This window comes from Lacinutrix cladophorae (assembly GCF_053604645.1).
The window spans coordinates 802,694-825,587 of sequence record NZ_JBSHNR010000121.1 but is presented as its reverse complement, the minus strand read 5'-3'; the positions used below and the strand labels follow the sequence as shown (position 1 = coordinate 825,587).

Genomic DNA, 22,894 nt, shown 5'->3' with positions numbered 1-22,894 from the left:
TTTCTATTTAATAATAAAAGGTTATTTCAATAAAATGAAGTGAAGTTGAAGATGAAGATGAAATTGAAGCTAAAAAAAGAGAACTGTTTATTGCAAACAGTAATTAAAGGCTAGTCTTCGTCAAGTATTTTAAGCGCTACCAAATCTATTTTTGTGTTTGAAACTTCTAAGATAGTAAACTGGAAATTCTCAATAATTACTATTTCATTTTTTTGCGGAATTTCTTCAGTATGCGCTACTATTAATCCTCCTAAAGTTTCATAGTTTTCTTCATCGGGCAAATTAATTTTAAAGGTCTCATTAATGTAGTCTACTTCTATTCTTGCTGAAAATTTAAAATTATTTTCATCTAATTTCTCTTCTATTAAAACAACAGTATCATGTTCGTCTTCAATTTCACCAAAGAGTTCTTCAACAATATCTTCAACAGTCATAATTCCAGAAGTTCCTCCATATTCATCTAATACAACCGCTATACTTTTACGTTTTTTAATCAACACATTAAGCACATCATTTATTAGCATGGTTTCTGGCACAAACTCTACTGGAAGCAGTATCGATTTTAAGTTTTTAGGTTTTTTAAACAACTCAAAAGAGTGTACGTAGCCTAAAATATCATCAATATTTTCTTTATATACTAAGATTTTAGAGCATCCTGTTTCTGTAAAAATGGTATTGAGATTTTTAATAGATTCCTGAATTTCTACAGCTATAATTTCGGTTCTTGGAACCATTACTTCTCTAGATTTCACTTCAGAAAACTCTAAAGCATTTTGAAAAATTTGTATTTCGGTATCTATCTCATCATGCTCTTCTACAGATTCCATTTGCTCGCTAATATAATTACCTAGTTCTATTTTAGTAAAGGCTAGTTGCACTTGATCTCCTTCGGTTTTAAAGAATTTCTTAAGAACAAAATCGGAAATCCAAAGTACAAAATCGGAAATAAAAGTAAACAACACATAAAAAATATAGGCAGGGAAAGCCAATATTTTAAGGAGAGAATTGGCATATATTTGAAAGAATACTTTAGGTAAAAATTCAGCAGTTATAAGAATTACAATGGTTGAAATTATTGTTTGGGTAAACAAATTAAAATCTACAAACAAATAATTTATTATACTGTTATTAGATGGCAACATAGATTGAAACCAATTGACTAACAAATCCCCCATAAAAAAACCATAAACTACCAATGCAATATTATTACCAATAAGCATGGTTGCTATAAACTTGGAAGGTTTAACGGTAAGCTTTGAAAGTATTTTTGCTAAAAATCCGTCTTGTTTTTTTTCAATTTCTATATGTATTTTATTAGAAGATACATAGGCGATTTCCATTCCAGAAAAGAAGGCGGAAAGCAATAAACAAACAATTATAATAACAATGTAAACACTCATTATTTAGCGTTATTATTGTCTTCGAATTTTTTATTAAATTTTTTACGAAAGAAAAACATAAAAATAGCTAAAGCTGTAAAAGCTAAAGATATATAGGTTCTATTTCTATCTATACTCCAATTAGTTACTGCATCATACAAAAACAATGCTGCAAAAAACAAGTATATGTATTGAAAAAACTTAGCGGTTTTCATTTATGTTATTTTGGTTGAAAGTTATTTATTGCAAAGATAGGTATTATTCCTCAAGTGTGATGACACCATCTATTTCTAACACTTGTGCTTGTTTAAATTCGGAATCGGAATCAAAACCATTTCCATTGATAAGATCTCTACCTTGTCTAAAGGTTACTGGTTTGTTTGTAAAGAGCCATTCTTTGGTTTGATCGTAATACAATTGCTCTGCAAATAACGTGTCCTTTTTGTGCGAAGTCACTACCACATTACCTTGTAAGTCTATAAGATTGGTTTCTTTATAAGAAATAGCATAATCTGCTATAACGGTACTTTTTTGATTTAGATCGTCATACAGGTGCAAAATAACACCATCTGGGAATTCATTAAAACCAAAATTTCGATTCGTAAAGTCTAGCATTTTCGGGCTAATAAGATTTGCTGTTACTCTACCAGAATCGGTATATTTTAAATTTATATCTTCTGCAATACCAATTGGTTGATCTTCTGAAACACCAATTTTTTGCACTTCATTAAAATTGCTTTTACATGAAAAAAACAAAGTCACAGTAAATACTGTGACTAATGTTTTTATATATAAATTTTTGTTTCGCATTATATGCTTGGCACCTTTACAGTTCTACCAATCCAACATCCAATACTAATAGATTGTCCAGCTTTACCTGCAGAAAAAATCTCTGATTTACTTGGTGCTTTTGCTTCATAATTAGCAGCTAAGCTACTACTTCCTGCTTTTCTTGCTTCGGCAGCAGCCAACCAAAATACAGCTCTTTTATTAAAGTTTGTATCTCCACAACTGTTTGCACTTGCTGCATACATTCTAGCAATTTGTTCGTAAGGTTTTTTATCTGATGGGTTAGCTTGTAAAGACTTCATAAAGAACTCTCTTGCTTTACCATAGCTTCCTTTTTGTTTAAAATCTCTAGCAATAGTATTATATAGTTTTGCTTTTCTAAAAGGATCTGTTTCTAACTGTAACGTTTGGTCAAAGTATTGTTGTTCACCTGTTATTAAGTATAAATAGTACGATGTTTTTGCGTTAGGCTCAATACTATTTTTTTGTTTTACAACTTTAACAAACATTGGATCTTCTTTACATCCTTTTTCGTACAACTTGTTCATTGCTCTTTGTAGCCAAACACCGTCGTTTTTGTTTTGCTCATAATCTTTTTGGTATAAAGGAATAAGGTTTTCACAGTTTGCTCTATCCCCTAATTTAGAATCTACACTTCCTGATATTTGATCGAAAGCTTTTAATGAACTTTCATAGTATCTTTTGTACTGACCATCTTTTTTAGTTAATGGAGTTCCAGCTTCTTCTTTGGCCATTAATTTATTTAAACCTTCAGAATTGTTTTTAACTTCGGTATCTATTTTATCTACAACATCATCGTATTTATTAAATAGTTCTTGTGCTGTTTTCTTTCCGCCATCATATAAATCTACCATTAAAGAAAAGTAAGTATATAAAGATTTAGCATTTTTAAACGTTTTTAAATCTGTTGTATATGCTTTATCGAAAGCATTATATATTTCTTCATCACTTAAACCTAATTCGGTTTTGTAGTCGTACATTAACTGTGCTTTATCTGATAATAAATCCCCCACTTTAGTTTTACTTGGAAAGTTTTCTAACTTCTCATCCCAAAGTTTTAAAAGGTCGTTAATAAATGCTACTTTTTCTGCTCCTGTAGAGTTTTCAATTTTATGTTCTAATATTTTTTGTCCATCCACAGGGATTGCGTTGTTAAACTTTGGATATTTAGTACGTACTTCCATCCAAGGACCATAAGCTGCATCATAGTTTTTAGCTTTCACATATTCGTGAAAGATAGAAAGTTTTGTCATTGCTTCTTCGTTTTGTGCAAAGCCAAAGCCAAGTCCTAAAAATAAGAGTGCTAATAGTGTAATTTTCGTTTTCATCATCTTTAATTTTTTAATGCTGTTAATCGTATTTGCTTTTTTGAAACCATCTATCGTTCAAAGATAAACTTAATTGGAAATTAATAAAATTCTCTTGAATTAAATTTTTATCGGTTGTTCCTCGTTTACCAATCTCAAAACCTAAGTTTGCATTAGATAATATGTTTCCAACTGGTAACCCTACTCCAAAAGATATGCCAAACTCATTTATAGACTCTCCATTTATTACTAAACCAGTCTTTTCTGTTCGAAATCCAGCACGATAAACCACACGTTTTAAATACGATCTATAGGCATTGTAATCTGGAATATAAAAACCACCAAATGAAAAAGTATTCGCATTTTCATAAGTAGTTTCCGCACTTGACGAAGCATAAAGTGCATTACTAAATTTACTTGTTTCTTGAAAAACACTTTCTACACCTACAAACCATTTTCTTGGTTGTCCTAAACCAACACCAAAAGAAAACTTAGCTGGTATTACTAAATCGGTTTCTTTTAGATCTGCTTCTTGTAAATTAACTTCCAGCGTATTTATTACAAATTCTTGTTCTGTACTAGCATCTATAGTAATTGTATTTATTGCTCTTTGGTTTTTAGATTTCAAATCACTTTTAGGTGAAAAAGTTACTCCCGAAACCAATTCCAAGTTCTTATTTAGCTTGGTTTTATAGGAAACACCTAAATTGTAACTTAAACCACTTAGATCTGATCTATTATCTTCTCTTGTTTGGTATTGCACAAGATCTCCATCATTATAAACATACTCCACAGTACTTCCTTCAATGTTTCCAAAGTTATACTGTAGATCCACACCAAAACTTAAGTCCTTTGTTATTTGATATCCGGCAGAAAAATAGGTTTTATTTACACCACCTTCCCCTTTGTACTTTGTGGATATACCATCATCTCCATAATTTTCTAATTTATAACCAACGGAAGTATAAGGCATTAACCCAAAACCAACACCTAACTTACCTAAAGGCAACGAAATTGCAATATAATCGAAAGTGGAAGTGGAAGTTCGATCACTATCTGAAGCATTTTTCAGTTTGGTTGATGTGTGCCCACCACCAACAGAAAAAGTCATTGGTCTACCTTCGTTATTATATATACTTAAATCGTCTCCACCATAAGAGGCTGGATTTCTTAAATTGACATGTGTACTATCTGTATAAATACTTAGCCCACCCATACTTCTGTTTTCTACTGTACCTTTAAACTTTAGACTACCTATTCCATAAAATGAATATGGAGAAGAAGTACCTTCTTGAGCGAAACTTTGAATTGCAAAAAAAGCAATAAAAACTATAACCAGTTTTTTTATCATTAGTGTGTATTATATTGTAAAATAAAATTTAATCCCTCTAAAAGGAAATTAGAGTTGGCAAATATGCTACTTTTTAATTGTTTAGACAAAAAATTAGCGTCTCCTCCTGTTAAAATAATTGTTAAATCAGGATATTTCAACTTATATTCCTGAATTGCTCCATCAATTTCGAGCAAAACTCCTTCCACTACTCCAGAGTGCATTGAAGCTGCTGTAGTATCTCCAACAATATTTTTTGGCTCCTTTGTTACTAATAACGGTAGATTTGCGGTAAAATGATGCAGTGCTTTATAACGCATACGTATTCCTGGAGAAATTGCACCTCCTAAATATTCGTTGTTATTGGTAATAAAATCAAATGTGATACATGTTCCAGCATCTATAATTAGCACATTTTTATCTGGAAATTGCTGTACAGAAGCACTTACTAAAGCAATTCTATCTATTCCTAAAGTTTTAGGTGTACTATATAAATTTGTAAAAGGAACTCTTGTTTCGTGATTTAATAATAATGTATCGTAATATTTTTCAAGATAATTAATATCTGTTTTTCTTAATTTTCCAACCGAAGAAAAAATAGCTTTCTCCATGTTTTTATATTTTTTTCTAACAGCTCTTAAACTTTTTAAAACCTCTATGTTTTTAACTTTAAGAAGACCAATCAACTTATCTCCTTGAAAAACAGCGATTTTCACAAAAGAGTTTCCAACATCAATGACTAAGTTCATACTTTTTATAAAAGCATCAAATTTACAAAATACATGATAAAGAATATTCTATTTTTCTTTTAAATATGAATTTATCTTCTTTCTAGAAGTCTGGTTTATAAAATAATAAGCATTCAATAAAAAATTTTACAAATTTTCCTTTGCGAATAACAAAAAGGTATCTATATTTGCACTCGCATTTTTATGCTACTGGTGCCTTAGCTCAGTTGGTAGAGCAATGGACTGAAAATCCATGTGTCCCTGGTTCGATTCCTGGAGGCACCACCATAAAAAAACCCGAACTATACGTTCGGGTTTTTTGGTTTTAATAGACGCTTAAGAATGTGTTAATATGTCTTTTAAGGAAATTAATCATCTGTTTTCAAAATCGGAAAACCAATATATGAAGTCTGGGAAATGTTCAAAAAAACCTCACTTAACCCTCCTCTGTTGTGATGACTTCTACATATACAATTGCTTTTTTAAACTTTTTCCTTAACCTACAAAAAACTATATGGAAGAATACAATTCAAAATTTCCAAAAGATGAAGAATAGGAATCTCTAATTAGCCTATATTCTACAAAAAACAAAGAACAGGGCATTGGTAATTTTGATGACATAGAAATCACTAGAAAACCGATTGAAACATTAAATTTTGAATATTGATTCAATGAGGAATTGAGTAATTTTAAGGAACTGTACTTCTTAATTACAATTAGATATTTAGACACTCATAAACATCCGCTATTAACTTTGAACAGCGATTTAATTAAAAGCAAAATATATTCACATTAGCTAATACCGAATTAAATGTTTCAGGGCTAAATCATGCTAAAACCGAAGACTTAAGTTGAAAAAAAAAAAAATGATTTTACCAATTTCTTAAAATCCTTCTTTGAATTAATTAAATCCAATAAACTCAATATTACACCAATTTACGACAAGTTAAGAGAGCTAAATTTACGCACAGTAATAAATTAAAAAAAGATAAAACTATTTTTCAAGTTTGAAGATTATTTATTACTGGAGAACTATTTGGTAGATGATGGTAAATTTTGGTATAGCGCTTATTTAGCAAATCGTAATTCATGAGTTTTTTTTTAAAAACACTCTAATAGCTTCAATTTCGTTTTGTAGCTTTTTAAGCTGATCTTCTAACTTTTTAATTTTAGCGCTTTGTTGTTCAATTTCATCTTGTTGTTCTTGCACAGCATTAATAAGCGCATAAGTAAACTTATTAGGATCTACTTCTAAAAACTTTTCAGATTCAAAAGAAATCTCCCTTACCATATCTGGTGCAATTATCTTTAATTCTTGCGCTATAACACCTTGATATATTTTGTTTTTAATTACCTGATTATTTCCAAAAATCTTTCGCATTTTAGTATTATAAGAAAAATTAACAGGTCTAATTTTTGTAATCAACTCTAATCCTTCTTTATAATTGCTAACATTTTCTTTTAAACGTAAATCTGAAAACACTGCCCATGTTCCACCGCCAGATTTGTTTGCTGTACCATTTACAGATAAATCTGCTGTAGTAACAGCTGTGTTTATACCAATAGCATCATTAACACCATCTACAAACAACATATGCGTTTGATTGGCACTTTGCACAATAAACCCACCACTATCATGAATCTCAACAGGTCCATTATTCGCATTTATTATTCTACCAAAGCCAAAACCTCCTTCGTTATAAGCTTGTCCTAAGGTGTTTCCGCTTAAGCTACTAGCATCTTGAAAACTTACCACGCCAGCACCATTTGTTGTCATGACTTGGTTAGCTGTCCCATCTGTAAGTGGCATATCATATTCATCATTAATATTCATTAAACCACTTTTATATATAGTAAGTGCATTACTACTAGTAGCTGGACCTAAGCCATTACCAATAGTAAAAAGTCTGTCTGTAGGACTATAAATAAAAAGGTTCGTATTATTAACAGGTGTATAAGTCGTGTTGTATGTGCCAAAAGTAGTTTCTCCATAAGAATGTGTTGTTGTTCCTAAACCAAAAGCCATCGAAAATAACCCATTAGATTGAGTTCCTGCTCCAAATGCCATTGAACCTGCTCCAGTAGATTGTGTTCCTTGACCAATTGAATATGAATTAGACCCTATGGATTGAGCTCCACCACCTATGGCGAATGAGAAATCTCCAATCGCATGGGAACTTGTACCAAAAGCAATCGATACAGCACCAGAAGCCGCTGTATTTAAGCCAAAAGCAATTGTGTTAGAACCTGAAGCCAAATTTCCTTGACCAAAGGCAGTTGAACTATATCCAGAAGCCTCATTAAAAAACCCAAAAGCTGTTGAATAAATATTAGAAGCAGTATTAAAATCGCCAAAAACTGTCGAATAGTCACCGGAAGCAGTAGTAAAATAACCGAAAGCTGTTGAATAGTCACCAGAGGCAGTAGTAACAGCTCCAAAAGCGGTAGCATAATTACCCGAAGCATTAGCATAATCACCAAAAGCTGTTGATCCATTTTGAGAAGCTGTTGTACCTAATCCAAAAGCTGTTGAACTAACTCCAGAAGCTATTGTGTTATTACCAAAAGCTAGTGAGTTATCTCCAGAAGCCATAGTACCAAAACCAAAAGCTGTTGAGTTTTGACCAGAAGCTACAGTATTTACACCGAAAGCTGTAGAGTTTTCCCCAATATTAATATCATTCCATGAATTACCTAAGACTCTACCTGCTCTAAATGCCGCTTTATTAGGATTAAAGAACATGCGTGTACCACTACCAGTTACTTCGGCATCTATAGTGTTTCCTGTGCCAAAAGATCCTGTTACCAAAAAACCATCTTCTCCATTAATAAGCACAGCACCATCTGTAGCTTCTATACTTTTACCTAAGCCTAACCCTCCTTGATCATAGGCTTCATTTAAGGTGTTACCGCCACTATTAGAAGTTCCAGTGATTATAACCCAAGAAGTTGCTACATTGTCCCAATAGTAAAACCCTTTATATGGCACGCCATTACCTGTAACAAAAACAAGCATTCCATTTTGGTTTATAGTTGGATTAACACTTGGAAAATTATCTATTTTTGGTATTAAAACACCATCATTATTTGCTGGTGTTACTTGATTTGAAGATTGTATATCTAAAGTAGCATTAGGATTAGTAGTTCCTATACCTACTTGTGCATAGGACATAACACTCAATAAAAGCGTTATAAGAGAAAAATTCATTTGAAGGGTTTTCATAAACAATACAGGTTATTTAAAATTTAAACACTTTTTTTAAAGATTTTTATGAAGCCGCTCTTAAAACAAGTTGTTCCAATCCTCTAAATACTTTTTTTTTGAGAACCAACTAGCAACGTTTGCTTTATAACACCAGTAGCAATATCTATTATATTTTAGTGCATTTTATATTTTTTCCTAAGTAAACATTCATTATTTTGCTTGATATAATGTGATTTATTTTTATAGTTTTTCATTTATAAAAAAAGCCTTAATAGCATCCATTGCTTATTTTTTTTTAAAATAACGTATGCTATCCTCTGACCGCTGGCATCTGTTCTCAAACACATTCGTCATAAGTTTCAGAACATTTGTAAATTGATTTTTTCTAAGAAACCTCTAAGCTTATCTACTGAATTATACTCGTTTTTAATTCCTATTCCGTTTTTCATTGGTTTTGGTTTAAAGATTACTGATATAAAACCGCTTCTATTAAAAAATAAAAAATGGTTTTATACCCTTTCTTGTTTGAATATAATATTGAGACTAGTTAATAATGACTTTTTTAGTAATTATACCTTCATTAAAATCTAATTTCAAAATATAGATACCATTAGATAATGTGTTTGTTGATATAATAAGCTCTTTACCTGTTTTTACCTTTGCTCCAGAAATATTATAAATGGTATAGTTTTCTAATCTTACACTATCAGGTGAAATTACTTTTAGGTCATTAGCCCTAGTAATTATTTTTATATCATTCATCAACTCAAAATCGGAAACACTTAAGCCTGCATCTTCAGTAACAACCAAAAAATCTGTCCACAAGGCTCCAGCATCTGTTACGTATGCTCCAGTAGTATTTGGTGGTATGTGTAGATTAATATCACCACGAGCAATAATGCTTCCAAAAGTATCATTTGTACCTGTAATTATTGTTGGAGGTGTAGTCGCTAGAGAAGTTACATCGGTTAAGCCAACGTCCATAAAAGCTAATAAACCAATATTTAAAACACTATCTGGTATTGTAATACTAGTAAAATTAGCCTGACGAAAAGCAGCATCACCAATACTTGTAACACTATTACCTATTACAACATTATTTAGATTGTTATTTTGAGCAAAAGCACCATCACCGATAACAAGAACACTATCAGGGATTACAAGACTCTGTAAATTATTAAAAGCGAAAGCTGCAGTACCAATATTAATAATACCATCTGGAATAACAACATTCGTTAAACCACTACCATTAAAAGCATTATTACCAATATTAGTAACATTATAACTTATACAACCACGAGCAACAATATCTGGTATATTTACTGAAGTAACACCTGCTGTATTGTATCCTGTAACAGTGACTTCGTTATTCCCATTAATTTGATAGGTAATATAATCTACTGTAAAAGTTGCATTAAGTCCTTCTGCAACACTATTGAAACCTGCCCATGTTGCAGCTGCATATGCACTTGCTGTGCCAGATGGTATAGATAAATTTATATTACTACGATATGAAGCACCAAAAGAATCAGTACCACCTCCTGTAAAAATTACAGGTGGTATTGTTGCTTCAGAAATAACACAAGTTAATTGAAGATTTGCAACAAAAGCATTTTCACCAATAAAGGTAACACTATCCGGAATGGTAACACTTGTTAAATTATTATTTTGAAGTGCAAAGTTTCCAATACCAGTAACACTGTATGTTATACCATCATTAGGGTTGTCAATTGTTGAAGGTATATCTATATCTGTTCCGCCAGAAACATAATCTATTACGTCAACAGTTGTTGCAGTTGTTATATCAAACTCTAAAGTATTGCTGTTATTATCAAGAGCTGTAAATGTTTGCGAATGCCCTATTATAGATATAAATAAAGCAGTTAAAACAAGAAGTATTTTTTTCATAATTTTTTAGTTTTAAATTAAAGTTTAAAGTGAGTTTTGGTTTTTAATGTTAGTAATCTATTTTTATAGAATTATCATTTATTCCTTGTTTAAAAGTAAATGTAGTCCCTCCGTTTTCCGGCTTTAACATTACTGTATATTCCGTTTTCGATACGTCTCCGTTTTTTGGGAATTTTATAAAAGCCATAGATAATGTTGGGTTTTCAATATTCTTATCGGTTTTTAATTGTCCAGTAGCTTTTTCTGCTAATTCGCCTAATATTGAGAGATTAATATTTTCATCTAACTGAAACATAAAATCTGAAGCTTGTGTACCTTGTGGCACTTCTAGAGAGATCTCTTGGTTTTGTTTCCAAATGCCTTTTGTTTGATTCCACTGTCCCATTTTTAAAGAAACAGGATCTTTAGTTACCGTAACACCTATAATATTCCCTAAGGATTTATTGTAGGTAATTGTTAAATCTGTGTAATAGGCATCATCCCCAAATTCATTTTTAATGTTTTTTTGTATTTCTAAAAAACCATTTGCTGTTGCTGGTTGTTTTGCCGAATTTCCTCCACAAGACTGGAGTATTATTATTGAAAATGCTACTATTACTGTAAGTTTTAATACTTTCATTTTAGTGTTTTTAGTTTATTAGCCATCATAGTTTCTATAATGACTTTATTTTTAACAACAATAAAAGTACGTAGCAAAAAAGAGGTAGAAAATAGGGAATCTATTTTCTAAGCTTTAGAATAAATAAGTGCGATACTTGAAGAAATATCTGTAAAAGGGCAAGAATTTAGTTGTTATTCCAGTTTAAAAAGGTAGCTAAAAAACCTTCTTTTTTTCGAGAAGACACAGGTATTTTTTTTCCATTTTTCAAATGAATAACACCAGATTTATCATATTTATCTATGAATTTTAAGTTGACCATAAACGATTGATGTGGACGTGTAAAATTAGCAGCAGAAAGTCGTTCTTCAAATTCCTTTAACGTTTTTGAAACTAAATATTTTTTATTATTGCCACAATAGAAAGTAGTATATCCTTTGTCGGTTTCACAATATAGTAATTCATTTAAATCTATAACTTGAAAACTATCGTGCAGAGACAATATTAATTTAGAATCTTCATTATTCCAAACCTCTTTCACCATTTTTATTTGTTGCTTTTGTTCTACAATAGGTAATGTAGAAACTTTTTGTAAGGCTATTTGAAGTTCTTCTACATCTACAGGTTTCAATAGATAATCTACAGCGCCTATTTTTAAGGCTTGAATAGCGAATTCTTCATAAGCAGTAATAAAAATAACTTTAAAGGCTAGGTTTTCTGTTTGGGCTAAAAAATCAAATCCAGTACCATCTGTAAGGTTAATATCTAAAAAAATCAACTCTGGCTTACAAGAATTTGCAACTACAACAGCATCTTTTACAGATTCACATTCACCTATTACTTCGACTTTAGTGTCTGTTAATTGTAATAAATTAAGTAATCCTTTTCTAATATATGCTTTATCTTCTACTATTAGTGCTTTCATTATGCTACAATTATTTTGTAAGGAATTATTAAAGTAACGATAGTACCTTGCTCCTTATATTTTTGTCTATCTTCAATAGTAACAGAACCCTTCATTTTAAAATCTTTAGATAACATTTTTATTCGTTCTGAAGTAATAGTAGTGGATAATGATTTTTTGTGCTGCTTTTTATTTTCTACAAAGGAATCAACCCCAATCCCATTATCTGTAATAGTACAAATTAGTTGTTTATTTAAATATTTAAGTTGAAGATCAATTTTCCTATTATCTTTTTTATCTTTAAAACCGTGTTCTATAGCATTTTCAATAAAGGGCTGTACAAGCATTGGTGGTATTTCTAATAAAGACTCATCGATACTTTCGTCTACTAATATTGTATATTGATACGATTGACTAGCTTCTAAATTTTGAAGTTCTAAATAGTTGTTTATCGCTGTTAGTTCTTCATATAACGGCACCGTTTTGTCTCTTGAATTTTCTAACGTAATGCGAAGTAATTTTGAAAATTTAGAGAGATATAAAATAGACTTCTTTTCTTCTTTATTTAAAATCATACCTTGTAAAACAGAAAGTGAATTAAAGATAAAATGTGGTGTCATTTGTGAGCGTAATAATTTTTGCTCAATTACTATATTTTGTGTTTTTGATTTTTCGTTTCTAAATTTTTGATAGAATATAATAGAACCTAATAATATTGAAACCAAGAGAGCACCAATAATTGCCCAAAGATAATTTTGTTTTGACTTTTCTAAATCTTTAGTAGTAGCTGTTACTGTTTTAGTCAGTTTTAATTCTCTAAAACTAGCTAACTCTAATTCTTGCTTGTATTTATACTCGTACTCTAATTGCGTGATTTTCTCAACACTTTTTTTACTTAAAAGACTATCACTTAATATTTTAAATTGCTGATAACTCGATAATGCTTTTTTATAGTCACCTGTATTTTTATAGATATTAGAAAGTAGTTCTAAAGCTTTATGCTGCGAATCATAAAGGTTTAATTCGTCTGCAATTTTCTTGCCTTTCCATGCAAAAGACAATGCCTTTTTATATTGCTTTTCATCTAAATAACTTTCTGAAAGACCTAAATAATTACTAATTGTAACGTACTGCTCTCCATTTTCTAAACTTATAACATTCGATTTCTCAAAATTCTCACGCGCTATTAAGGGTTTTTTAAGTAATAAATTAACTTCTCCAATGTTGGTTAAACAAACAGATTCTTGCCCTACATCTTTGATTTCTTGGCTTATTTTCAAAGATTCGTACATATATTTTAATGCTTTTTCATACTCTTTTTTACGCTTGTATATAAGTCCAATGTTTTCTTTATTTATTGCTATAATGCCTTTGTTTTCCAGTTTTAATGCAAAATTTAAAGACTTATTATGGTATTCTAGTGCTTTATCAAAGTTTCCAATAGATCTATACATACTACCTAAATCATTCATTGAAATTGACATACCAAGAGTATCTCCTAATTTTTCTTTATAGTACAACCCTTCACTATAATAATCTAAAGCAATAGCTATATTTCCTTGTTTTTTATAAACCTTCCCTAAATTACTTAATGCATAAGGCACACCATATTCATGATTTATTTCTTTGCTAACTGCTAATGCTTTTTTATAGTATGAAATCGCTTCTAGATAGTTTCCTAGGCTTGAATTAACACTTCCTAAATTCATATAACCTGCTACTAGTTTTTTTTTGTCATGTATCTCTTCATATATAGCCAATGATTTTTTTAAATAACTTAAGGCCTCTTTATTTTGAGATTGCTGCAAATGCGTGACTCCTATAGAGTTATAAGAAGAAGCTATTCCTTTCTTATCATTAATAAACTTAAATATTTGAAGTGATTGTTGAAAATAATCTAAACCATTATCATAATTTGATTTTCGATTTGCTAGGATTCCCTTTAAACTTAAAACGTTGGCTTTTCCTTTTTTATAGTCTAGACTATCACTTATGATTTCTGCTTTTTTCAAATAGGAATTGGTTAAACTCAGGTCTTTTCGAAAACATAAAAATGCCAAATCGTATAAAACATCTACCCTTGTAGTATCACGCTCTTTATGATTTTGCAATTCAATTTTTAGACTATCTATTTTTGATTCTTGTGCAAAAATAGCTGTTGAAAAAAACAAGAAAGAGATAAAAGTTAAAATAGATAAATTGTTGATTTTCATAAAACTGAATAACATTTTTTTAATAACTTCCTGTTCTTAGAGTAAGAATACTACCATTAATATATGGTAGTTTTAACTCTTTTTAATAAATGTCAAATAAAGCAAAAGTAGCTTAATAAATTATACTAAAACATAGATAATCTTTTTTTGAAAGAGTTCAAGATATAAGTGCTGCGTTTAAGTTAATAAGCGCATAAGAGAGAAAGATTATTGCAAATCGACTCTAAAACGGTCTGTATTTTTATTTTGAGATTATATTAAACAAATACACAGGATATTTTAACACATAAAAGTTAAACTATAAGTAAAAAAAATTATTGTTAAAAACCAAGAGAAGACTTTAGTTTTAGCATTGTGTAAAGAAAACCAAACACCAATTCACCAAACAATTACGAATATAAAATCAATTCCATTTTTTTATTATATAAAGTAGTCTAAATGAAATATCTTAGTTATGTTTTTTTTATTAATTCCTCCTCTGTTGTTTTCAATAACAATTCAAGATCTTCTGTTTTTTTTATTAGTTTGTTTTCTAATTCTTTACGTTGTGATATATCTAGCATCATAGCCGAATAAAAACCAACCTCTCCTACTTTACAATAACTTAAAGTGAACTCTACTGGGAATTGCTCACCATTTTTACGCAAACAACACATTTTCACAGTAGCCTCCTCTTTTTGATTTTTAATCTTATCCACTCCTCTTAGCAATCCTGCAATGTTTTTGTTTCGATACTTTTCAGACATTAACATCGTTAACGAACTACCTATTATTTCCTTTTCAGAATAACCAAAAGTTGCTTCTGCTCCTTTATTCCATTCGGTAATACTTCCTTTCTCATCAGCAACGACAACTACACCTATATTGATCGATTGATAAATTTTTCTGAATTTTTCTTCACTATTTTTAAGCTGATCGCTAACATTTTTAAATTCTGTAACTTCGTTTAAAGCGATCGTTGTAGAAACAATTTCTCCCACCGAATTAAAATTTGGAGAACTTATTACTGAAAAAAATATTTTTTCACCATCCGTATTCAAATCATGTAATTCAAATTGATGCTTCTTTTTATCTACAAAAACTTTATCAATATTATTTTTAAAAGACTGAAAACTGGATGGACTAAAATAGTCGTACACATAAGTGCCTATTAACTCCTGCGCCTCCTTTTTACAAAAACTTTTATTTGTGTTTAAAATTTTACCATACCTACTAACAACAAAAACATTTAAAGGGATTCCTTGCAAAAAACTTTCGTTAACAAGCTCCTGTTTTTTAAGCACCTCTCTTTCTTTATAATAATTAGTTACATTTTTGTAAAGGCATAAATATTTATAGTTTTTTTCTCCTTTTTTTCTAAATGGTATTATTTCTGTATCTAACCAGAATACTCTCCCTGAGCTATTTACATCTGTTAAAACCCCAGACCATTTATTTCCCATTTTAATAGTTCGCCATAAATTTTTATAAAATTCCCCTGTATGAAGCGGCGATTTTAATAATTCATGTGTTTCCCCAACAAGTCTATATTTTTGGCATTCTAAAATTTCACTAAACGCATCGCTTGCAAATTCAATTCTACCTAAAGCATCTGTAATAGATACCATAGAACTCCCTATCACGTTTGCCCATACGCTATCATCCATAGAATCCGGCATGTTATATTTAATTGCTTCCATAAAAATTATTTTTTGTTTCTAGACAATAATCCTTAGCAGATTGTATGTCACCAAATACACTATAAGGATTGATTGGTTTTTGAGTTCTTTTATAAGAAGCTAATCCAATTTTTGCACTAATAGTATTAATTACAAAGGCTTCTGAAATTCTTAGCTTAAGTAAGGTTGGAGAATTGGCTATTAAATTTGCTGCTTCTGCAGTAAAAGTGCCATTAGAATCTCTTACATCAATTAAAAATGGCATTGGTTTATTATTACATAATGCATCAATTGATTTTACAAATAATTTTGCTTCATTTATTTGAAATTTATTATTCTTTTTTTTGTTTCTAAATTGGATATGAAGAACATCATTGAAAGTCCAGAATTTTGAGAACCCAATACTAATTATATTTCCCATTTTAATGGTCATAACTTAAAGAATTAAAGGTGGCATAATTTTCATTACAATACGCTATTGCTAAATCTAGATCCCTAAAAATTAAATTTGGCACATTACTATCACTAAACAACACATAAAAGGAAAGCAATAGTTTTTGCCTATAGTTTTTTATTAAAAACACTTTAGATAACACCGCACTTTTAATCTTGTAATTGTTTGATATAATTTTAAAGAATCTTAAAGAATGTGAACTATTCAATTCTTCGAAATCAAATATCACTGGTAAAAAAGTTCCATTTGAAAGTATTGAGATAGCTTCACAAAACATACTTTCAATGTTTTCTCTTGAATAGTTTAAATTGGAATCCTCAAATAATTTACAATAGATGATGTTTTGGTCGACCCAAAATTTAATGTTATTAATAAATATTTCATTTTTCATAATAATCCCTTTGAATATTTGTTTTCAATAGGAGTGCCAAAAGATGCTTTTTATATAAAACAAATTCCAAAAACCTCAAAATCAAACAACTACATTTCATCAAGTAGTTTTATCCAAAAAATAAAAAATCGAAATACCGTGACTTGCAGTAACAAAATACATGAATTGACGGTATTCCGTCAATTTAAAACACCAATCCATAAACAATTCGCTATATGCTTTATATTAATATTTAAGGAAAAAGGTTAAAGACGAACCTAATAAACACCAACTAGTTTTATCTCCAAATTGCTATATAGTCATTTGGTTCTAATTCGCCTGCCTCAGAAATAGTATTACTAGTAATATCTGCCAAAAATTTAGCACACGTTAATGCATTTGTTGCACTTAATGTGGTGGACCTATTTTCTAATAAAAAAACACAGTAGTTAATACTTTGGGAGTAGCTCCACGATCTAAAAATAAGGGTTTGAAGTAATTAATAAAATTCGTATATTATTTATTATTGATCACCGTAGTTTATGAGAGGTTTTAAATTTTTATATTTACAAAAGACAGCTGTATAGCGAATTCGTATTACAAAAAGAAACAATTGACGGTATACCGTTACTTCCTTATACTCTTGGATATATTTAATTTAGTCATTCTATCTCGTAATGTACTAGCTTTTAAACCTAAGATTTCTGACGCTCCGTTTTTACCACTAATTTTCCAATTACATTGCTCTAGCACTTGTAAGATATGATTGCGCTGTACAGAATTTAAAGTTAAATCTTTATCATGAATTGACTTTACCTTTTGAGTAGAAGACTCAAAACCAGGAATCACTAAAGTATCTTTTGTTGAAAGGATTAAAGATCTTTCAATTAAGTTTTCTAATTCTCTAATATTACCTGGCCAATCATAAGCTTTTAATTGACTCATAGCATCGTCTGTAATATATTTAATGCTTTTTCCATATGCTTTATTAAATTTATCTACAAAATGCTCTACCAATAAGGGGATATCTTCTTTTCTATTTCTTAAGGAAGGAACTTGTACAGGAAACACATTAAGTCTAAAATACAAATCTTCTCTAAATTGCTTTTTCTCAATTTCTTTTTTAAGATCTCGATTTGTAGCAGCTATAACTCTAACATCAAGCTTTTTTGAACCTGAAACACTTCCAACTACTTCAATCTCTCCTTCTTGAAGGAATCTTAATATTTTTGGTTGCATATCTAATGGCAGCTCGCCTATTTCATCTAAAAATAAAGTCCCTTTATCTGCTAATTCAAATTTCCCTATTTTATCATTCACTGCTCCAGTAAAGGAGCCTTTTTTATGACCAAACAATTCACTTTCAATTAACTCTCTAGGTATCGCAGAACAATTTACTTTTATTAATGGTTTATTATTTCGCAAACTAGTATTGTGTATTGCTCTAGCTAAAAGTTCTTTTCCTGTTCCAGATTCGCCTAACAATAATACTGTGGCTATGGTTGGTGCTACTTTTTCAACTTCGGTTAGTACGTTACTAAACACCTCACTTCCATAAACCATTTCCTCATAGTTAAACACTAAATCTAACTCATTTCTTAAGTAAACATTTTCTTGTTCTAATTGGTCTCTTAACGTATTTAACTCTTTGTTTGCTTCTGTAAGTTTTTGGTTGGTTAATGTTATTTTATTTTCTGCCAAAGTCCTTTCACTACTTTCCACCATTAAAGACACAATACTAGCAATTGAATTTGCAAAACTCTCTTCTTCTACTGAAAAGACTCTTTTTGGCCTAGTACACTCAAAACTTATTACTCCATAATTATTACTCCTTCCATAAATTATGACATCGATTCTAGAAGTAATTTTATTAGGAATTAAGAACTCTTTAGCGAATTCTTTAGTAATTGGATCATTAAGAACATCTGTAATATTTATACTTGTGTTTTCTTCTAATGCTTTAAAATAGTTTGGATACTCTTTATTATTAATTTCCAACTGTTCCCGCTCTAAAATATCATCTACATAATTATAAAAAACTTTACTTAATAATTCTGTATTATTATTTTTATATTTCCAAATAGTAACTAAAGCTGCATCTAATGTTTTTGCTGCTGTTGTTGCAATCTTTTTTAAGGAATCATTAAAATCTTCACCAATAAGGTTTGCTAGCTCAATTATGGTATTTTTTCTTTGATCGGAACGTATAATATTTTGTTTTAAAACATTTTCAGCTTCTACTCTTAAGGTTATATCTGTAATTGTTGAAAAATATGCTATTACTTCCCCATCATTATTAGTAATAACTGAAGGTTTTAAAATACATGGAAATCTTTCACCATTTTTACGCATGAAGACAAAATTGGCAGCAACACCCAATCCTTTAAGGGGAGAGTTAAATTTGTTATAAATATAATCTAACTCTTCTGGTGGCCAATAAGGAAAAGGCGCCTTTATTCCTAAAAGTTCTTCTTCTGAAAATCCCGTCATTTCACATAAAGCAGGGTTCACTTTTATATGCACACCGTTTAAATCTACTACCGACAACCCTTCTCGCAAAGAGGTAACCAGTTTATCTGAAAATTCTTTTTCCGATTTTAATTCATTTTCTGCTGCTTTTCGTTCTGCGCTTTCTACCATTAAGGAAACTAAATTAGCCAGAGAAGTTGCAAACTCCTCTTCATCTCCAGTCCATACTCGTTTAGATTCAATATGCTCAAAACATAAAACACCATACAAATCATTAGAAACTTGAATAGCAACATCTAACATAGAAGTAATTCCTAACGGCAACAGGTAGTTTTCTTTAAAGGCTTTTGTAATATTATTAGTAAAAGTGTCATTAATACTTATTGTTTTATTTTTAATTATTGATTCAAAATAAACAGGGTTCTCTTCTTTTTTAAGTACTACTCCACTTTCATAGGTTTGACTTTTTAAATCAAATAATCCATCACATAGTATTTCATTTTTCTTATTATTAAATTTCCAAACACTAACTCTTCCAACATTTAATGTTTTAGCAGATAGTTTTGTAAGTTCTTTTAAAGCAACTTTATAATCGGATCCTACAAAATTTGCTAATTCTAAAATTACATTTTTCCTTTCAATGGATTTTTTCGCTCTTTCTTTTAATGTATCTTTAAGTTTTTCTTCTTCAGACACATCTTTAACCGTTGCAAATATTGCGATAACCTCATTACTATCGTTTTTAATAGTACCTGCCAAAAAAGAGGCATGAAATTTTTCTCCATTTTTTCTAATAAACTCTAATTGAAAAGAAGGCGCTTGGTCTTTAGTTACCAATGCTTTAATTTCTTGCATTATTTCAAAGTCTTCTGGTTTTGCAAATGGATATGGTAATTCCAGACCTATAAGTTCTTCTTCTGAATAACCTAAAATCGAACAAAAAGATTCGTTTACTTTAACAATTTTACCCAACATATCTAGCATGAGCAAGCCTTCTTGCATAGAGGTAATTAGCTTATCATTAAACTCTTTTGCTAGCTTTAAATCGATCTCTGCTTTTCTTCGTTCTGTAATATCTTGTACTGTAGAAAAATTTGCAATTTTCTCTCCATCTTCTCCGTATACGCTTGAAATTTGGACGTCTACTAGAAAACGCTCTCCATTTTTACGCATGTACGTATTTTCGTAATTACTTTTATTTTTACCGGCTAATAAGAGTTTATAATTTGCATCATTTTTCTTTTTTAGCTCTGGTGGAGAATATGGAAAAGGGCGTTTAACACCAAGTAATTCAGACTCTGAAAAACCAGTCATTTCACAAAATGCTGGATTTACACTAATAATTTCAGAGTTTAAATTTATAGCAACTAAACCTTCATGCATGGACTGCAGAAGGTTTGATGAAAAGTCATTTGCTATTTTTAAATCTATTTCTGCTTTTTTCCGATCTGTAATATCCTGAATAGTACCCACAAAATTAGTTGGCACTTTATCTTTATAGATTATTACACCTAAAGCATGAACCCATTTTAATTCTTTTTCATCAAAGGTTATAATTCTATACTCTAAATCAAATTTTTGAGTATTTTTTTGGCTTTCTAGCATGTTTTGCTTTACAAGTAATCGATCTTCTGGATGTACTATAGATTGCCAACGAGAAAAACTTATTTTTTTATTAACTTCTACACCTATTATTTCGTTAAAAACAGAAGATGAACTTGCTATTTTATTGACTAAGTCTAAATCAAAACTCCCTATCTTTGCTATTTTTTGAGCTACTAATAAGGATTTTTCACTTTCTCGAATTTTAATTTCTGCATGCTTACGACTGGTTACGTCTTGCATGGTACCAATTAATTTTATTGGCTTTGAGTCTTCATCAAAAAGGAGTTCTCCAATGCCATGAATCCAAAGTACTTTTTTTGTCTTTTGATTTATAATTCTATACTCCCTATCATATTTTATTCTATTAACAATGCCGTTTTCGAAATAGTGAAGCATATCTTCTCTTTCGTCTGGATGAATAAGGCTAACCCAGTTTTTAATTGTTTTTAGAAAGGATTTATCGATACCAAAAATGCTATCTAAAACAGTAGAACCTTCCCAAGTCATTTCATTTAAATCTACTATATAAGATCCAATATTTGCTACTATTTGAGATTGCCTCAAACTATATTCGCTTTCTAAAAGTTTTTGTTCGGCTTTTTTTCGTTCTGTGATGTTACGAGCAATAGATAATATTTTATCGTCTTTTTGTTTTTTTGCTGAGATTTCAACATCTAGAATGTTTCCATTTTTGCAAATTAATTGTCTTTCAAAAACTACAGATTCACCTTCAATAATTCTTTTTTGAATCTCGGGCTTTTGCACAATACTACCGATAAGGAAATCTTGGAGTTTAAATTTTGAAAATTCTTTTAAAGTATACCCTAATATCGAATAGGTTGCTTTATTAAATGCATATATAGTACCATCAAAAGTATAACTAATAATTGCATCACTAGCTTGATCTACTAATGCTTTGTATGATTCGTCTTTCTCTTTTATTTCTTTAACTCTAATAAACTTTTCTATAGCAACCTTAACCAAGTTTGCAGAAAAACTAAGCTCTCTTATTTCTTCTAAAGAGGGTGTATTTACCGATTTACTATAAATTGCAAAAGTACCTAAAACCACATTATCTTCAGATAAAATAGGGATGGACCAACAGGATTTTAAATTAAATTTAGTGGCAATACCCCTATAGTCTTTCCATAACTTACTAGTTGTTATATCGGAAACTATTACTGCTTTTTTTAAAAATGCTGATGTACCGCAAGACCCTACATTATTCCCTATAGTAACTTTCTGAATTGCTAAATTATATTCTTTAGGGAGAGATGGCGCACACTCTAAGGTAAGATGTATGCCGTCTTCTTGCAATAAACTAATGGATCCATAATAGTCTGGATGGATAGATTCGTAATTTAAAAGCAAGCGTTCAAAAACTTTATTTAATGGCGTATTAATTACAATTAAATCTAGTATTTCATTTTTATGCACTAATAATTGTTCTGCTCTCTCTCTTACTACAACTTCTTTCTCAAGATCTAAATTTTTATGTTCTAACTTACTAATTAAGCGCTTACTATATAGCTTTAAAACTTCTTCTTCTGTAAATTTTATTTTTTTATTTTCTTTTTGAACAGGTGTGTCTTGAGAAAAAACCTCTTCAATTACAGAAACTATTTTGTTTTGATCTGTTGGTTTTCTTAAAAAATGAACTGCTCCAAGTTTGAGTGCTAAATCTTCATCTAATTTTTCGGTATATGTGGATGTATAGAAAACAAAAGGAATGTTTTTAAATTTTTTATCTTGTTTACAGGCTTGGCAAAACATATAACCATCCATGATAGGCATCAAAATATCTGAAACAATTAAATCTATGTTATTTTCTTCTAATTTCACTAATCCTTCTTTACCGTCTTTTGCTTCTATAACGATATAATTAGCTTCTTCAAGTATAACTCTTAATAGATAAAGATTTTCATAAGTATCATCTACTATTAATATTGTTTTCAT

15 protein-coding genes and 1 tRNA gene are annotated in these 22,894 nt (G+C 30.1%); 1 reads left to right on the top strand and 15 read right to left on the bottom strand.

All coding sequences use genetic code 11. The features are described 5' to 3' along the window. Positions 1-110: 110 nt before the first annotated feature. Genes ACVC3Y_RS16630 through ACVC3Y_RS16605 form a run of 6 tightly spaced genes read right to left on the bottom strand, consistent with a single transcriptional unit; the run spans position 111 to position 5,575 of the window. A complete protein-coding gene (locus ACVC3Y_RS16630; RefSeq protein ID WP_452227511.1) occupies positions 111-1,400 on the bottom strand; it encodes a hemolysin family protein in 1,290 nt (429 codons plus the stop codon). Continuing rightward, positions 1,400-1,594 (bottom strand): hypothetical protein, encoded by a 195-nt coding sequence (locus tag ACVC3Y_RS16625; protein ID WP_303420450.1) that lies wholly within the window; start codon positions 1,592-1,594, stop codon positions 1,400-1,402. The genes ACVC3Y_RS16630 and ACVC3Y_RS16625 overlap by 1 nt, the downstream gene beginning before the upstream one ends. Positions 1,595-1,637: 43 nt before the next feature. Beyond that, on the bottom strand, positions 1,638-2,189 hold the full coding sequence (gene lptC / locus ACVC3Y_RS16620) for an LPS export ABC transporter periplasmic protein LptC (protein ID WP_452227510.1): 552 nt from the start codon (positions 2,187-2,189) through the stop codon (positions 1,638-1,640). Beyond that, entirely contained in the window at positions 2,189-3,520 is a 1,332-nt protein-coding gene (locus tag ACVC3Y_RS16615) for a hypothetical protein (protein ID WP_452227509.1), read from the bottom strand. The genes lptC and ACVC3Y_RS16615 overlap by 1 nt, the downstream gene beginning before the upstream one ends. Positions 3,521-3,539: 19 nt before the next feature. Further along, positions 3,540-4,847, bottom strand: coding sequence for a hypothetical protein (locus ACVC3Y_RS16610; protein WP_303420456.1), 1,308 nt, complete (start codon positions 4,845-4,847; stop codon positions 3,540-3,542). After that, positions 4,847-5,575, bottom strand: coding sequence for a type III pantothenate kinase (locus ACVC3Y_RS16605; RefSeq protein ID WP_452227508.1), 729 nt, complete (start codon positions 5,573-5,575; stop codon positions 4,847-4,849). Before ACVC3Y_RS16605 ends, ACVC3Y_RS16610 begins: the two co-directional genes overlap by 1 nt. A gap of 191 nt (positions 5,576-5,766) precedes the next feature. Between ACVC3Y_RS16605 and ACVC3Y_RS16600 the strand changes: the two genes are divergently transcribed. Next, positions 5,767-5,842: transfer RNA gene (locus ACVC3Y_RS16600), tRNA-Phe, on the top strand. 799 nt (positions 5,843-6,641) lie between these two features. Here the strand turns inward: ACVC3Y_RS16600 and ACVC3Y_RS16595 are convergent. From ACVC3Y_RS16595 to ACVC3Y_RS16555, 9 genes are all read right to left on the bottom strand, one after another. Beyond that, on the bottom strand, positions 6,642-8,777 hold the full coding sequence (locus ACVC3Y_RS16595; RefSeq protein WP_452227507.1) for a tail fiber domain-containing protein: 2,136 nt from the start codon (positions 8,775-8,777) through the stop codon (positions 6,642-6,644). Between the two features lie 525 nt (positions 8,778-9,302). After that, entirely contained in the window at positions 9,303-10,667 is a 1,365-nt protein-coding gene (locus tag ACVC3Y_RS16590; protein WP_452227506.1) for a leucine-rich repeat protein, read from the bottom strand. Positions 10,668-10,716: 49 nt separating this feature from the next. Further along, positions 10,717-11,286 carry a hypothetical protein gene (locus ACVC3Y_RS16585; RefSeq protein ID WP_452227505.1) on the bottom strand — a complete coding sequence of 190 codons (570 nt, stop codon included), beginning with the start codon at positions 11,284-11,286 and terminating at the stop codon, positions 10,717-10,719. Between the two features lie 166 nt (positions 11,287-11,452). Beyond that, entirely contained in the window at positions 11,453-12,190 is a 738-nt protein-coding gene (locus ACVC3Y_RS16580; RefSeq protein WP_452227504.1) for a LytR/AlgR family response regulator transcription factor, read from the bottom strand. After that, the gene (locus tag ACVC3Y_RS16575) at positions 12,190-14,382 is read right to left on the bottom strand and encodes a tetratricopeptide repeat-containing sensor histidine kinase (protein WP_452227503.1); all 2,193 of its coding nucleotides are present in this window, start codon (positions 14,380-14,382) and stop codon (positions 12,190-12,192) included. Before ACVC3Y_RS16575 ends, ACVC3Y_RS16580 begins: the two co-directional genes overlap by 1 nt. A gap of 452 nt (positions 14,383-14,834) precedes the next feature. Then, positions 14,835-16,061 carry a PAS domain S-box protein gene (locus ACVC3Y_RS16570; protein WP_452227502.1) on the bottom strand — a complete coding sequence of 409 codons (1,227 nt, stop codon included), beginning with the start codon at positions 16,059-16,061 and terminating at the stop codon, positions 14,835-14,837. Further along, positions 16,048-16,461, bottom strand: coding sequence for a DUF7793 family protein (locus tag ACVC3Y_RS16565; protein WP_303420479.1), 414 nt, complete (start codon positions 16,459-16,461; stop codon positions 16,048-16,050). Before ACVC3Y_RS16565 ends, ACVC3Y_RS16570 begins: the two co-directional genes overlap by 14 nt. 1 nt (position 16,462) lies before the next feature. Next, positions 16,463-16,885 carry a DUF7793 family protein gene (locus tag ACVC3Y_RS16560; protein WP_303420481.1) on the bottom strand — a complete coding sequence of 141 codons (423 nt, stop codon included), beginning with the start codon at positions 16,883-16,885 and terminating at the stop codon, positions 16,463-16,465. 606 nt (positions 16,886-17,491) lie between these two features. Beyond that, positions 17,492-22,894 carry a PAS domain S-box protein gene (locus ACVC3Y_RS16555; protein ID WP_452227501.1) on the bottom strand — a complete coding sequence of 1,801 codons (5,403 nt, stop codon included), beginning with the start codon at positions 22,892-22,894 and terminating at the stop codon, positions 17,492-17,494.